This is a genomic window from Sphingobium sp. KCTC 72723 (assembly GCF_014280435.1).
In the GTDB taxonomy this organism is placed as follows: domain Bacteria; phylum Pseudomonadota; class Alphaproteobacteria; order Sphingomonadales; family Sphingomonadaceae; genus Sphingobium.
In genome coordinates this window covers 2329312-2341736 of record NZ_CP060388.1, presented here as the reverse complement: position 1 = coordinate 2341736, position 12425 = coordinate 2329312, and the positions used below count along the sequence as shown (strand labels likewise).

12 protein-coding genes are annotated in these 12425 nt (G+C 64.6%); 6 read left to right on the top strand and 6 right to left on the bottom strand.

Translation table 11 applies throughout. From position 1 onward, the window contains the following. Positions 1-239: 239 nt before the first annotated feature. Complete coding sequence (locus tag SPBM01_RS11560; protein ID WP_262504135.1) at positions 240-1013, top strand: hypothetical protein; 774 nt, start codon at positions 240-242, stop codon at positions 1011-1013. A 4-nt stretch (positions 1014-1017) separates the two neighbouring features. Here the strand turns inward: SPBM01_RS11560 and thiL are convergent, their stop codons facing one another. The 5 genes from thiL to mnmA all read right to left on the bottom strand — a co-directional run bounded on the left by thiL (position 1018) and on the right by mnmA (position 6077). Further along, on the bottom strand, positions 1018-1932 hold the full coding sequence (thiL, locus tag SPBM01_RS11555; protein ID WP_188061972.1) for a thiamine-phosphate kinase: 915 nt from the start codon (positions 1930-1932) through the stop codon (positions 1018-1020). A gap of 246 nt (positions 1933-2178) precedes the next feature. Continuing rightward, the gene (nusB, locus tag SPBM01_RS11550; RefSeq protein ID WP_188061971.1) at positions 2179-2625 is read right to left on the bottom strand and encodes a transcription antitermination factor NusB; all 447 of its coding nucleotides are present in this window, start codon (positions 2623-2625) and stop codon (positions 2179-2181) included. A 115-nt stretch (positions 2626-2740) separates the two neighbouring features. Further along, a complete protein-coding gene (hisD, locus tag SPBM01_RS11545; protein ID WP_188061970.1) occupies positions 2741-4030 on the bottom strand; it encodes a histidinol dehydrogenase in 1290 nt (429 codons plus the stop codon). A gap of 105 nt (positions 4031-4135) precedes the next feature. Further along, a complete protein-coding gene (gene hisG, locus SPBM01_RS11540) occupies positions 4136-4798 on the bottom strand; it encodes an ATP phosphoribosyltransferase (RefSeq protein WP_188061969.1) in 663 nt (220 codons plus the stop codon). Positions 4799-4970: 172 nt separating this feature from the next. Beyond that, entirely contained in the window at positions 4971-6077 is a 1107-nt protein-coding gene (mnmA, locus tag SPBM01_RS11535; protein ID WP_188061968.1) for a tRNA 2-thiouridine(34) synthase MnmA, read from the bottom strand. A 140-nt stretch (positions 6078-6217) separates the two neighbouring features. Between mnmA and SPBM01_RS11530 the strand changes: the two genes are divergently transcribed. The 3 genes from SPBM01_RS11530 (at position 6218) to SPBM01_RS11520 (ending at position 7411) form a co-directional block, all read left to right on the top strand. After that, on the top strand, positions 6218-6514 hold the full coding sequence (locus tag SPBM01_RS11530; RefSeq protein WP_188061967.1) for a hypothetical protein: 297 nt from the start codon (positions 6218-6220) through the stop codon (positions 6512-6514). 108 nt (positions 6515-6622) lie between these two features. Further along, positions 6623-6922 carry a DUF1153 domain-containing protein gene (locus SPBM01_RS11525; RefSeq protein WP_188061966.1) on the top strand — a complete coding sequence of 100 codons (300 nt, stop codon included), beginning with the start codon at positions 6623-6625 and terminating at the stop codon, positions 6920-6922. A gap of 231 nt (positions 6923-7153) precedes the next feature. Beyond that, positions 7154-7411 carry a GlsB/YeaQ/YmgE family stress response membrane protein gene (locus SPBM01_RS11520; protein WP_188061965.1) on the top strand — a complete coding sequence of 86 codons (258 nt, stop codon included), beginning with the start codon at positions 7154-7156 and terminating at the stop codon, positions 7409-7411. A gap of 87 nt (positions 7412-7498) precedes the next feature. Here the strand turns inward: SPBM01_RS11520 and SPBM01_RS11515 are convergent, their stop codons facing one another. Then, the gene (locus SPBM01_RS11515) at positions 7499-7747 is read right to left on the bottom strand and encodes a GlsB/YeaQ/YmgE family stress response membrane protein (protein WP_188061964.1); all 249 of its coding nucleotides are present in this window, start codon (positions 7745-7747) and stop codon (positions 7499-7501) included. Between the two features lie 240 nt (positions 7748-7987). Between SPBM01_RS11515 and SPBM01_RS11510 the strand changes: the two genes are divergently transcribed. Both SPBM01_RS11510 and SPBM01_RS11505 read left to right on the top strand, forming a co-directional pair. Then, positions 7988-9157, top strand: a complete 1170-nt coding sequence (locus tag SPBM01_RS11510) for an efflux RND transporter periplasmic adaptor subunit (protein ID WP_188061963.1) — start codon at positions 7988-7990, stop codon at positions 9155-9157. An 83-nt stretch (positions 9158-9240) separates the two neighbouring features. After that, complete coding sequence (locus SPBM01_RS11505) at positions 9241-12408, top strand: efflux RND transporter permease subunit (RefSeq protein WP_188061962.1); 3168 nt, start codon at positions 9241-9243, stop codon at positions 12406-12408. Positions 12409-12425: the final 17 nt, after the last annotated feature.

Below are 12425 nucleotides of genomic sequence, written 5' to 3'. Positions count from 1 at the left end.
GCAGGGAATGACGGACAGACGAAGGGCGCAGGAGCGGGCGGCCGGACAGGGATGATCCGACATAAGGCACCGCGTCAATCAGCATCAGGCACGCGCACATAAGCGGTCCAACCGGGCTGAGAATAGGGTGGAACGAAGCTACAGAGTGGAAGGCGCGCGTCAAGGTGGATGTTCGGTGTCCCGCTGCGTTGTAGCGGGGTTGCGCACAGTATAGAGTGGCCGCGAACGATGTGGGGGGAATGATCGTGGCGACTGCCTATATGCCCTTGTCCATAGCGCGCGACGATCGTTTCTTTCTGACGATGGCGATCATCATGGCGCTCATCAATGTCGCAGGTTTTTCGCTGCAACTGGCGATGGGGCGATCCAGCTTTGTCGCGCCATGGACCGTTCACTCCCATGCATTGATATTTTTCGGCTGGACGGCCTTTTATGTGCTGCAATCCGCGTTGGTGGCGGGCGGGTCGATTGCCCTGCACCGGCGGCTCGGCTGGATCGGCGCAGGCTGGGCGGTGGTGATCGTGCTGGTGGGGATTGCAACCACGGTGATGATGGTGCGACGGGGGACGACGCCGTTTTTCTTTCAGCCGGCCTTTTTCCTGTTCATGAACAGCCTATCGGTGCTGGCGTTCGGCGGGCTGGTCACGGCGGCGATCAGGTTGCGACGGCGAACCGACTGGCACCGCCGCTTGCTGTTCTGCGCGATGGCGGTGCTGACCGGACCAGCCTGGGGGCGGCTGTTGCCCATGCCGTTGATGATTCCCTGGGCGGCGTGGGGCGTATTTGCAGCGGTGATGCTGTTCCCGCTGGCGGGGATGATCGCCGATAAGCGGCGCACCGGGGTGGTGCATCGCGCATGGTGGTGGGGCGCAGGCGTGATGCTGGCGACGCAAGTGGCGATGGGCGCAGTGGCGTTCAGCGGGCCGGGGCTGGCGCTATATGCTGCCGTCACGCGCGGGACGCCCGGCGCAGCGCGACCGCCGCTGGAATTTCCGCCCTTTCCGGGGCGCTGATCCGTCAGCCATGTTCCCAGCCGAGCCGGTCGGGCAGCGGGACGACCGCGCCGTCGATCATCAGGGTGAGGCCCGCGCCTTCCGCCACATGGCCCACGGGAATGGCGCGGAGGGGGGGCGTGGTGCCACGGGGCAGGGTGAAAAGCAGTTCATAATCGTCGCCCGCGCGGGCGGCGGCGATCTGAACGGCGGTGCTGGCCCCGCGCGCTTTTTCCAGTGCGGGGGATAGCGGGATATGGTCGATGGTGATGGCGACGCCGCTGGCCTGTGCCATGCGCTGCGCATCAATCAGCAGGCCGTCCGATATGTCCATCATCGCGCTGGCCAGGGGGGCGAGCAAAGCGCCTTCGGTCAGGCGCGGGCGCGGGCGGCGATAGGCATCGACCAGCGGGCCGGTTGCGGCGGGATCGGCACGGGCAAGGGCAAGGCCGATGCCTGCGTCGCCGACCGGACCAGTGACATAGAGCCGGTCGCCGGGCTGCGCGCCTGATCGGGTGGGGACGGGGCCGGTCGCTTGCCCGATGGCGGTCAGGCTGTAGCTGCGGGCGCTGTCGCCGGGCATCCGCACCGTGTCGCCGCCCAGCAGCGGCATGGCGTGCCGGTCGAGCGCGTCGCCCAACCCTTCGAGGAAGGCCGCGTCCCAGCCATCGTCGCCCGACAGCGCATAGTTGAGCAGGCAGCCGACCGGGCGCGCGCCCTTGGCCGCGAGATCCGACAGGTTCACCGCCGCGAGTTTCCAACCGATGTCGGCGGGCGGATCGGTGGGCAGGTAATGCACCCCCTCCACCATCGTATCGCTGGTCAGGATGAGGCGGGTATCGCCCACGGGCAGGACCGCGACATCATCGCGCAACCCCTGCGCGGCGGGATCATGCGCCAGCAGGCGCAGCAAGGTGAGGAAGCGGGATTCCTGGCTCATACTCCATCCTCCATTTGCCCCCTCGTTCGAGCCGGGGGCATCGCCTATGCAATACACACCATTTTACTTCGTCATGCTGAACTTGTTTCAGCATCCATCAGGCCCAAAAAGCGACTGTTCGTGACGAGAAATGGACCCTGAGCCGCAGGCCAGCGCAGCTAAACAAGTTCAGGGTGACGATGAAGGAGAGCGAGCCATCATATGCGATAGTCTCTTTTCGAACCGGACTCAGGGCGAACGGATATTTTACTTCCGCACGTCCTTCGCCACGCCGTCGAGCAGGCCGTTGACGAAGCCGGTTTCGCGCTTGTCGTAGAAGGCGTGGGCGACATCGACATATTCGCTGATTACGGTGGCGGTGGCCACGTCTGCACGAGCGAGCAGTTCGTAGCTGCCTGCGCGCAATATCTGGCGCATCGGCTTGTCGAGGCGGTCGAGGCTCCAGCCGGTGGAAAGGCGCGCGACGATCAGCGCGTCGATTTCGTCGCGGCGCTTGTCCACACCCATGACGATATCGTCGAAAAACGGTTCCTCCGCCGGGGTGTAGGTCACATCCTCGATCGTTGCGCCCAGGCGGTGCTGGTGGAATTCATGCAGCAGGATATGGACGGGCGTGCCTTCCATTTCCAGTTGATACAGCGCCTGGACCGCAGCGAGGCGTGCGGCAGAGCGGGATTTGGAGCGTGCGTTCATAATGTCTTCCTTAACCGTTCAGGCTGAGCTTGTCGAAGCCCTCTGCTGAGCGGAGCGAAGCGGCTTCGCCTTCGGCTCTGCCCAGCCCTTCGACTGCGCTCAGGGCGAACGGATTCTATGTTAAACGGAGTGAGACAGACGCGGCATGGGCGGGCAGCCCTTCCGCTTGCGCCAGCGCGACTGCCGCCGGGCCGATCGCGCGGATCGCGGCATCGTCAAGGCTGAGGAAACTGGTGCGCTTCATGAAGTCCAGCACCGACAGGCCCGACGAAAAGCGCGCGCGGCGGCCGGTGGGCAAGACGTGGTTCGGCCCGGCGACATAATCGCCGACCGCTTCGGGCGTCATGCGGCCGAGGAATACGGAGCCTGCATGGCGTACCTTGGCGAACAGGGCGTCGGGATCGTCCACCGCGAGTTCGAGATGTTCGGCGGCGAGGCGATTGACCAGCGGCATCGCTTCCTCAAAATCGCGCACGATGATGATCGCGCCATTGGCGGCCCAGCTGGTCGTGGCGACGGCCTGTGTCGATAGCAGCGGCAGGCGGCGTTCGACCGCAGCGGCCACGGCATCGGCAAAAGCAGCGTCATCGGTGAACAGGATCGACTGGCTGGTCGGGTCATGTTCCGACTGGCTGAGCAGGTCGGCGGCGATCCAGTCCGGGTTGTTCTTGCCATCGGCGACGACCAGAATTTCGGACGGGCCAGCCACCATGTCGATGCCGACCACGCCATAAAGCTGCCGCTTGGCTTCGGCGACCCAGGCGTTGCCGGGACCAGTGATGACATCGACGGGGGCAATGCGGTCGGTGCCATAGGCAAGCGCGGCGACGGCCTGCGCCCCGCCGACGCGCCAGATTTCCTCAATCCCTGCAATCTGGGCCGCGGCCAGCACCAGCGGGTTGATGTCGCCATTGGGGGTCGGCGTGACCATGGCGATGCGCTGCACGCCCGCGACCTTTGCCGGGATGGCATTCATCAGCAGCGAACTGGGATAGGCGGCGCGACCGCCCGGCACATAGAGGCCAGCGGCATCGACCGCGCTCCACCGCGCGCCAAGGCGCACGCCCGCGCTGTCCACGCTGTCGCTGTCCACCGGGCGCTGCTTTTCATGATAGGCGGTGATGCGCGCGGCGGCGAGTTCCAGCGCGTCGCGCAGCGGGGTCGACAGGGCGTCGAGCGCGGCGCGGGTTTCGGCGCGCGTGACGGCCCAGCCGGTGACGTCGAGGTCGTGATGGTCGAACCGCTGGGTATAATCCGCCAGCGCGGCGTCGCCGCCCGCGCGCACAGCCTTGAGGATCGCGGTGACATCGCGCGAGACATCTTCGTCGGCTTCACGGCGCGCGTCGACCAGATTGGTGAAGGCAGCGGCGAAATCGGGGGATGTGGTAGTGAGGCGCTGGGTCATGCACACAATCCTGAGGTCAAAACGCAGCGTGCTCCCGCGCAGGCGGGAGTCCAGTTCCGTCCTCTGGCCTGGGCTCCCGCCTGCGCGGGAGCACGGTGATTGCAATTACGCCGCATCCCTGACCCCCACGGCGCGACGAAACGCCTCCACCATCGGCGCGAGTTCGGCCGAGCGCATCTTGAAGGCGGCGCGGTTGACGATCAGGCGCGCGGAAATCGGCATGATGATGTCGGTTTCGACAAGGCCATTGGCTTTCAGCGTCGCACCCGACGAGACGAGATCGACGATGCGCCGCGACAGGCCAAGCGAGGGAGCCAGTTCCATCGCGCCGTTCAGCTTGACGCATTCCGCCTGAAGCCCGCGCGCTTCATAATATTTGCGGGTGAGGTGGGGATATTTGGTGGCGACGCGGACATGGCTGATCGCGGCTTCATCCTCTTGCCCGTCATCGGCGGGCTGGGCGACCGACAGGCGGCAATGGCCGATGTCGAGGTCCACCGGCGCGTAAAGCTCGGAATAGTCGAATTCCTCCACCACGTCGGAACCGACGATACCGATCTGCGCCGCGCCATGGGCGACGAAGGTGGCGACGTCGAACGCGCGCACGCGGATGATCGACACGTCGGGGCGGTTGGTGGCGAAGCGCAGGGCGCGGCTTTTCTTGTCATGAAACTCCGCCTCCGGCTCGATACCGGCTTTGGCGAGCAGGGGCAGCGCTTCATCGAGGATGCGGCCCTTGGGAATGGCGAAGGTGAGGGTGCGAGTCATGACGCGCGGGCCTTAGCCGGGCGCGGGGGGGAGGGCAAGGATTTGGGGTCTTCTTATCCCCTCTCCTTCAGGGGAGGGGACCAAGGGGTGGGGGTGGGAGGCAATCTTGACGCTGGATTTCGCCGCACGCCCCCACCCCAACCCCTCCCCTGAAGGAGAGGGGCTTATAATGTCAGGCCATTTCAACCATCGCGCTTTGCGTGGCTTCGATCCAGCCGCCGCCCAGCACATGGTCGCCGTCATACAGCACTGCGGCCTGCCCCGGCGCGACGCCATATTCGGGGGCGTCGAACAAAAGCTGTCCGTCCACCAGCCGCGCAGGCACGGGCTTGGCCATAGAGCGCACCTTGGCGGTGAGTGGCCCGGCAAAGTCGCGGCCCAGCCAGTTGATGTCGGTGAGGCTCGCGCCCGACACCGCCAGCGCGGCTTTTGGTCCCACGATCACGCGCTTGCCCGGCGCGTCGAGGCGGATGACGTAGAGCGGATCGGGCTGGCCGCCGATTTCCAGCCCCTTGCGCTGGCCCACGGTGAAATGGATCATCCCCTTATGCCGACCCAGCGTGCGACCATCGATATGGACGATGTCGCCGCCTTCGTCCGCGTCGGGGCGCAGTTTGCGGACGATCTTGGCATAATCGCCGTCGGGGACGAAGCATATGTCCTGGCTGTCGGGCTTCAACGCCACGGCCAGCCCCAGTTCGGCGGCGATTTCGCGCACCATTGGCTTGGGCAGGCCGCCCAAGGGAAAGCGCAGATAGTCGAGCTGCGCCTGCGTGGTGGCGAACAGGAAATAGCTCTGGTCGCGGCCGGGGTCGGCGGCGCGGTGCAGTTCCGCGCCAGACGCGCCCTCGACCCGGCGGACATAATGGCCGGTGGCGAGGCAATCGGCGCCAAGATCGCGCGCAATCTGGAATAGATCAGTGAATTTCACCCCCATATTGCATTTGACGCAGGGGATGGGGGTGCGCCCGGCCATATATTCGTCGGCAAAGTCGGCGATCACCGAATCGCGGAAGCGGCTTTCATAATCGAACACATAATGGGCGATGCCGATGCGGTCGGCCACGGCGCGCGCGTCGCGTATGTCCTGCCCCGCGCAGCAACTGCCGGTGCGGCCCACTGCCGCGCCATGATCGTATAGCTGGAGCGTGACGCCGATGACTTCCGCGCCGGTTTTGGCGGCCAGCGCGGCGACGACGGACGAATCCACCCCGCCTGACATGGCGACGACGATCCGCCGCGCGTTCAGCGGCTCTGCGAGTTGAAACTGGGGCTGCATGGTTGCGCATATACGGATGATGCGCGCCGGGTGCCAGTGGGGAGTGATGCGGGGAGTGATGCGACGGGCCGCATCGCGGAATGCGACAAAATGAAGTCCCATTTACCGACCCTTATCCATTGCCGCGTAGAAGCCTGTCCATGGACCTGAGTTTTCTTCGGGCAGGCGGGCTGAAACCCGCCAGCGCCCAACCTGTCAGCGGCGGACGTGTGCCGGTCTGGCTGTTCCTGCGGGCCGCTTGCGCGGCCGAGCAGGCGGCCAGTCCGACCGCAAAAGCCATGGCGGGCATCCTGCGGGGGCAGGATGGAAGTGAAGACTGGGTTCAGGAACTGGCCGACATGTTCGCGCCACGTTCCGGCGGCGTGATCGGAGCCGTTCGTCTCGCAGGAAGCTTTAATCCGTTGATCGCGAGCCGTCTAGCTGTGGGGCAAAAATGATGAAGGTCGTGTTTACCGTGGCGCTTTAGCCGTTCTTCAGGGCTGACGCGCATAAGGGGTTTCACGACAATATTCGATAACGCCAGTGCCGCTTTTTTGAGGGTTATAATGATCGAGAACCAGAAAATACGGCCCGCGCAGGTCGTCGGGCCGCTGGGGGAGCCGCTGACGCTGGACAGCCTGCCGCCTGCGGATACGACCCGCTGGGTGGTGCGGCGCAAAGCCGAAGTGGTGGCTGCCGTCAATGGCGGGCTGCTGACCGTGGACGAGGTATGCGCCCGCTACAACCTGACGCTGGAGGAATTTGCCGGCTGGCAGCGTGCGGTCGACCGTTCGGGTATGCACGGCCTGCGCGTCACGCGCATCCAATATTACAAGTCGCTTTACGAGCGGCAGCAGAAATATTGAGGATGGCGTGCGCATGGGGCAAACCCGTCGCGTGACATGAAAGGGGCCGCCGGATGCGCATCCGGCGGCCCCTTTGCGTTGAAACGGCACAAAAACGCCTTGTAACGACGCGGGACGGGGATGGTTTCCCGACCGGAATCATTTTTACGCGATGGAACGACATGCGCCTTCCTCCGTTGATCCAGCAGCACACAACCCGCTGTGGGCGTGGTCAAGGTCAAGGAGTATATCATGGGCATCATTTTGTGGCTTGTCGTCGGCGGTATCATTGGCTGGCTCGCCAGCATGGTCATGCGCACCGACGCGCAGCAGGGCATCCTGCTCAACATCGTCGTCGGCATCGTGGGCGCTTTCATCGGCGGCCTGATCTTCAGCGGCGGTTCGATCAACAATGCGGGCCTGACGCTCACCAGCTTCCTGGTGTCGCTGGTCGGTGCGATCGTCCTGCTGGCGATCGTCAATCTGGTTCGTCGCGGTTCGGTGCGATAACGCAGCGATACTGACACCGGCAAAAGGCCGCGCTTCTACAGGGAGCGCGGCCTTTTTTGCTGTTTGGGCCGATGCGGTATTAACGCATCAGCGCCGTGCGGCGAACCAGCGATATAACGCCAGAACCGCGGTCGACCCCAATATGGCGGCAATGAAGCCGGCCCGTTCGCCCGGCGCATACAGGCCGCCCAGCCGCCCGACGAATCCGGCCAGCAGCGCCCCGGCGATGCCCAGCAGGATCGTGACGATACATCCGCCAGGGTCGCGCCCCGGCATGATCAGTTTGGCGATCGCGCCCGCGATCAGGCCAACGAGGATCCATCCCAGCAAGTCCATGGCGCGTTCCTCTCCCACATCCCGCACTTTTCCGAGCTTGTGGTGCATAGCGCCACAGTCCGCTGACTTTGGCAAGCCATCCCCCGGCCCAACGAATGGCCCGCTGCTTTCCACCGTCCCACAACAACGCATTATCGCTTTGCCCTTGCCCCGGCGGCCATGATATTGGGGGTTGAGGCAGGTGCTATATTCATATAACACAGTCGCTGAATGGCGAAGCGCCGGAGAGATGGAAGCGGCATGAATTACGAAACCCAATTTGTGGGCGACTCGGCGGTCGCAATCGACGCGGATGATCGGCGGGCGGGGCGCAAGCGCCTGTTGCTGATCGGAGGCGGCGTGGCGGTGGTGCTGGTCGCCGTTGCCGCGTGGATTTCCATGCGCGGTGGCGATGCCCCGGCGGCGGCCCCGGCCGCGCAGGTGCCGGTCGTGACCGTCACCAGCCCCGGCCAGTCGGTCGTATCGCGCACCGTGACCGCGACCGGATCGCTTGGCGCGCGGGTCGACATGCCGGTGGGCGTGGTCGGCGAAGGCGGCATGGTGGCCAGAGTATTGGTGCAACCGGGCGACTGGGTGCGCGCCGGACAGGTTCTGGCCGTGATCGAACGGTCGGTGCAGGTGGAGCAGGTCCGCTCGCTCGCCGCGCAGGTAGAGGTCGCCCGCGCCGATGCCAAGCTGGCGCAGGCGCAGCTGGACCGGGCCAAGGCGCTGGTCGGGCGCGGCTTCATCAGCGCTGCCGATATTGATCAGCGGACTGCGACCCGTGACGCCGCCAATGCGCGCGTCAGTGTCGCCATCGCCCAGCTGGCCGAACAGCGCGCCCGCACCGGGCGGCTGGACATTCGTGCGCCCGCGTCGGGCCTGGTGCTGACCCGCGCGGTCGAGCCGGGGCAGATTGTGGGTTCGGGCAGCGGCGTGCTGTTCCGCATGGCCAAGGATGGCGAAATGGAATTGCTGGCGCAGGTGGCGGAGGGCGACCTGCCTACGCTGCGCGTCGGGAACAGCGCCACGGTCATCCCGGTCGGTGGCAAGGACCAATATGCCGGGCGCGTGTGGCAAGTGTCGCCCGTGGTCGATCCGCAGACGCGGCAGGGCATCGCGCGTATCGCGGTTCCCTATCATGCGGCGATCCGGCCCGGCGGTTTTGCGGCTGTAACGATCACCAGCGGGTCTGGCAGCGCGCCCCTGCTGCCGGAATCGGCGGTGCAAAGCGACCCCAAGGGCAGCTATGTCTATGTCGTCAATGGCAAGAATATGGTTGAACGGCGTGACGTGACGGTCGGTCAGGTGTCCGATGCGGGCGTCGCGGTGACCGGCGGGATTGCCGGCACGGAAAAGATCGTGACATCGGCCGGCGCGTTTCTGACGCCGGGGCAGAAGGTCAAGCCGGAGCTGTTGAAGGCCCGGTAGCCGATGGCGCGTCGCCGGGAACGGTGCGCGCCATCCATTGAACAGACGGGGGCGGCAGGACGTCCGGTGAGGGAAAGCCAGTCATGAGTTTTCGCAATATGTCCGCATGGGCGATCCGCAACCCGGTGACGCCGCTGGTGATGTTCGCTGCATTGTTGCTGGCGGGGCTGGTCAGTTTCAGCCGGATGGACATCAACAATAATCCCGACATCAGCTTCCCTGTCGTCAGTGTCGTCGTCAGCCAGCCCGGCGCTGCGCCGACCGAGCTGGAAACGCAGGTGACCCAGCGAGTCGAGGCCGCCGTCCGTGGCATCAGCGGGGTGGACGAAATCACCTCCATCGCGTCCGAAGGATCGTCACGCACCAGCGTCCAGTTCGAAATCGGCATCCCGGTCGATCGCGCGGTCAACGACGTGAAGAACGCCGTCGACCAGATCCGCAGCGACTTGCCCGACGGCATTTTGGAGCCGCAGGTTACCCGCGTCGACATCGACGGCGGCCCGATCGCCTATTTCAGTGCCGAAGCGACCGACATGACGCTGGAGGAATTGTCCTGGTATGTCGATAATACGGTGGCCAAGCGGTTGCTGGGCGTCAGCGGCATGGCGGCGGTCAATCGCGGCGGCGGCGTCAGCCGCGAGATTCGCGTCATATTGGACCCCGCGAAATTGCAGGCGTTCGGGATCACTGCGGCGCAGGTGAACCAGCAACTCAATCAGGTGAATTTGAACGCGGCGGGTGGCCGCACCGAAATTGCCGGAGCGGAACAATCGATCCGCGTGCTGGGCAACGCCCGCAACGCGCGGGATCTGGGCGCGACCCAGATCGCGATCACCGGCGCGCGCACGGTCAAGCTGGCCGATATTGCAACGGTGCGCGACATGTATGCCGAACAGCGCAGCCTGGCGTTGATGAACGGGCGGCAAGTCACCAGTTTCAGCCTGGAAAAGGCCAAGGGCGCGTCCGACGTGTCCGTCTATGACGAAGCGATGGTGGAGCTGGACAAGCTGCGCAAGGAAAACCCCAAGGTCACCTACAAGCAGCTTTATACCAGCGTCGATTACACCAAGGAGCAATATCATTCGGCGATGGCCGCGATGATCGAGGGCGCGGTCCTGGCCGTCGTCATTGTGTTTCTGTTCCTGCGCGACTGGCGCGCGACGATGATTTCGGCGCTGGCCATTCCGCTGTCGGCTATTCCGTCCTTCTGGTTCATGGACATGATGGGCTTCACGCTCAACGGCATTTCGCTGCTGGCGCTCAGTCTGGTGGCCGGTGTGCTGGTCGATGACGCGATCGTGGAGATCGAGAATATCGTGCGCCATATGCGCATGGGCAAAAGCGCCTATCAGGCGTCGATCGACGCGGCGGACGAAATTGGGCTGGCGGTGCTGGCGACCACCATGGCGATCGTCGCAGTGTTCCTACCCGTTGCCCTGATGCCGGGGATTTCGGGGCAGTTCTTCATCCAGTTCGGCATGACCGTTGTGGTGTCGGTGTTGATGAGCCTGGCCGTCGCGCGCCTGATCACCCCGATGATCGCGGCCTATTTCCTCAAGGCCCATGGCGAGGAAAGCCATGGCGAAGGCTGGCTGATGGACCGCTATATGAGCGTGCTGCGCTGGTCGCTGGATGAGCGCAAGGCGATCGCCCATCGGGCGCGGGGCGGATGGCGGCGCTTTACCGCGATCTTCCTCGACCATCGGATGTGGACGGTCGGTTTCGGCGCGCTGGCGTTCATTGCCACGATCATTTCGTTCGCGACGTTGCCGATGACGTTCCAGCCAGTCACCAACACCGATTTCAGCCAGGTGAAGATCGAAACGGTGCCGGGCAGCACATTGGCGCAGACGACCGCGATCACGCGCAGAGTGGCCGATATGCTGGCGGCCGATACCAAGGTGGTGGACGCTGCCTTTGCCGACATCGAAACCACCAATGCCGACATTTTCCTGACGCTGAAAAAGGACCGGCCCATGACGTCGGTGGAATGGGAACGCAAGATTGCGCCCCAGTTCCAGACAATTGCCGACGCACGGGTCAATTTTCAGTCGCAGTCGGGCGGCGGATTTGGCCGTGACATCATTTTGATGTTCGGATCCGACGATCCGGTGAAGCTGGACGCGATCGCCAACCAGTTGGTGGGCGAAATGGCCCGCATCCCCGAACTGCGCGATCCGCGTGTGCAGGGCGACATGCAGAGGCCCGAAATCATCGTCAAGCCACGCCTGGACCTGGCCGCCAGCATGGGCGTGACGACAGCCGCGCTCAGCCAGTCGATCCGCATCGCGACGATTGGCGACATCGACCAGAACAGCGCCAAATTCTCTCTGTCCGATCGCCAGATTCCGATCCGCGTGGCGATTGCGGAGGACAGCCGCAAGGACATCGGCACGATCGAGAATATGCCGGTGCCGACGGTGAATGGCGGCACGGTGCCATTGAAGGTCGTCGCCGACATCAGTTTTGGCGCGGGGCCGACGCAGATTCGCCGTTACAACCAGATCCGCCGCATCGTCGTGGGCGCGGACCTGGCTCCGGGCATCGTCACCAGCCAGGGGACAGCCAAGCTGAACGCCCTGCCGCTGATGAAGGCGATCAATGAAGGCCGGGTGCCGGGCGTGCAGAAGATCAACGCGGGCGATGCCAAGTGGCAGATGGAAATGCTGACCAACTTCGCCGTCGCCGTGGTGTCGGGTATATTGCTGGTGCTGGCGGTGCTGACCCTGCTGTATAAGCGAATCATGCCGCCCTTCGTCAATCTGGGGTCGTTGCTGCTGGCGCCGCTGGGCGGGGCATTGGCGCTGCATGTCGCGGGGCAACCGCTGTCGATGCCAGTGTTCATCGGCCTGCTGATGCTGCTGGGTATCGTCGCCAAAAACTCCATCCTCGTCATCGACTTCGCGCTGGAGGAGATGGAGAAGGGCGTGCCGAAGTTCGAGGCGATCATCGACGCCGGGCATAAACGCGCCCAGCCGATCGTGATGACGACCGTGGCGATGGTCGCGGGCATGGTGCCGACGGCGCTGTCGCTGTCGGGCGACGGGGCATGGCGCGCGCCGATGGGCATTACGGTGATCGGCGGCTTGCTGTTGTCCACCGTGCTGACGCTGGTGATCGTGCCGGCGACGTTCAGCCTGGCGATTGCAATCGAAAGCTGGGTCGGGCCACGCCTTGGCCGGGGGTTGCTGACTTACAAGAAGGGCGACGACATCGGCGAAGGGCGAAGCGTGCCGCATCCGGCGGAATAAGACGGGTGATTGGGCTT

What these genes read in the sequence shown, in the direction of transcription:
- SPBM01_RS11560 (WP_262504135.1), top strand. Translation starts at nt 240, where the DNA reads ATGATCGTGGCGACTGCCTATATGCCCTTGTCCATAGCGCGCGACGAT.
- thiL (WP_188061972.1), bottom strand. Translation starts at nt 1,932, where the DNA reads ATGAGCCAGGAATCCCGCTTCCTCACCTTGCTGCGCCTGCTGGCGCAT.
- nusB (WP_188061971.1), bottom strand. Translation starts at nt 2,625, where the DNA reads ATGAACGCACGCTCCAAATCCCGCTCTGCCGCACGCCTCGCTGCGGTC.
- hisD (WP_188061970.1), bottom strand. Translation starts at nt 4,030, where the DNA reads ATGACCCAGCGCCTCACTACCACATCCCCCGATTTCGCCGCTGCCTTC.
- hisG (WP_188061969.1), bottom strand. Translation starts at nt 4,798, where the DNA reads ATGACTCGCACCCTCACCTTCGCCATTCCCAAGGGCCGCATCCTCGAT.
- mnmA (WP_188061968.1), bottom strand. Translation starts at nt 6,077, where the DNA reads ATGCAGCCCCAGTTTCAACTCGCAGAGCCGCTGAACGCGCGGCGGATC.
- SPBM01_RS11530 (WP_188061967.1), top strand. Translation starts at nt 6,218, where the DNA reads ATGGACCTGAGTTTTCTTCGGGCAGGCGGGCTGAAACCCGCCAGCGCC.
- SPBM01_RS11525 (WP_188061966.1), top strand. Translation starts at nt 6,623, where the DNA reads ATGATCGAGAACCAGAAAATACGGCCCGCGCAGGTCGTCGGGCCGCTG.
- SPBM01_RS11520 (WP_188061965.1), top strand. Translation starts at nt 7,154, where the DNA reads ATGGGCATCATTTTGTGGCTTGTCGTCGGCGGTATCATTGGCTGGCTC.
- SPBM01_RS11515 (WP_188061964.1), bottom strand. Translation starts at nt 7,747, where the DNA reads ATGGACTTGCTGGGATGGATCCTCGTTGGCCTGATCGCGGGCGCGATC.
- SPBM01_RS11510 (WP_188061963.1), top strand. Translation starts at nt 7,988, where the DNA reads ATGAATTACGAAACCCAATTTGTGGGCGACTCGGCGGTCGCAATCGAC.
- SPBM01_RS11505 (WP_188061962.1), top strand. Translation starts at nt 9,241, where the DNA reads ATGAGTTTTCGCAATATGTCCGCATGGGCGATCCGCAACCCGGTGACG.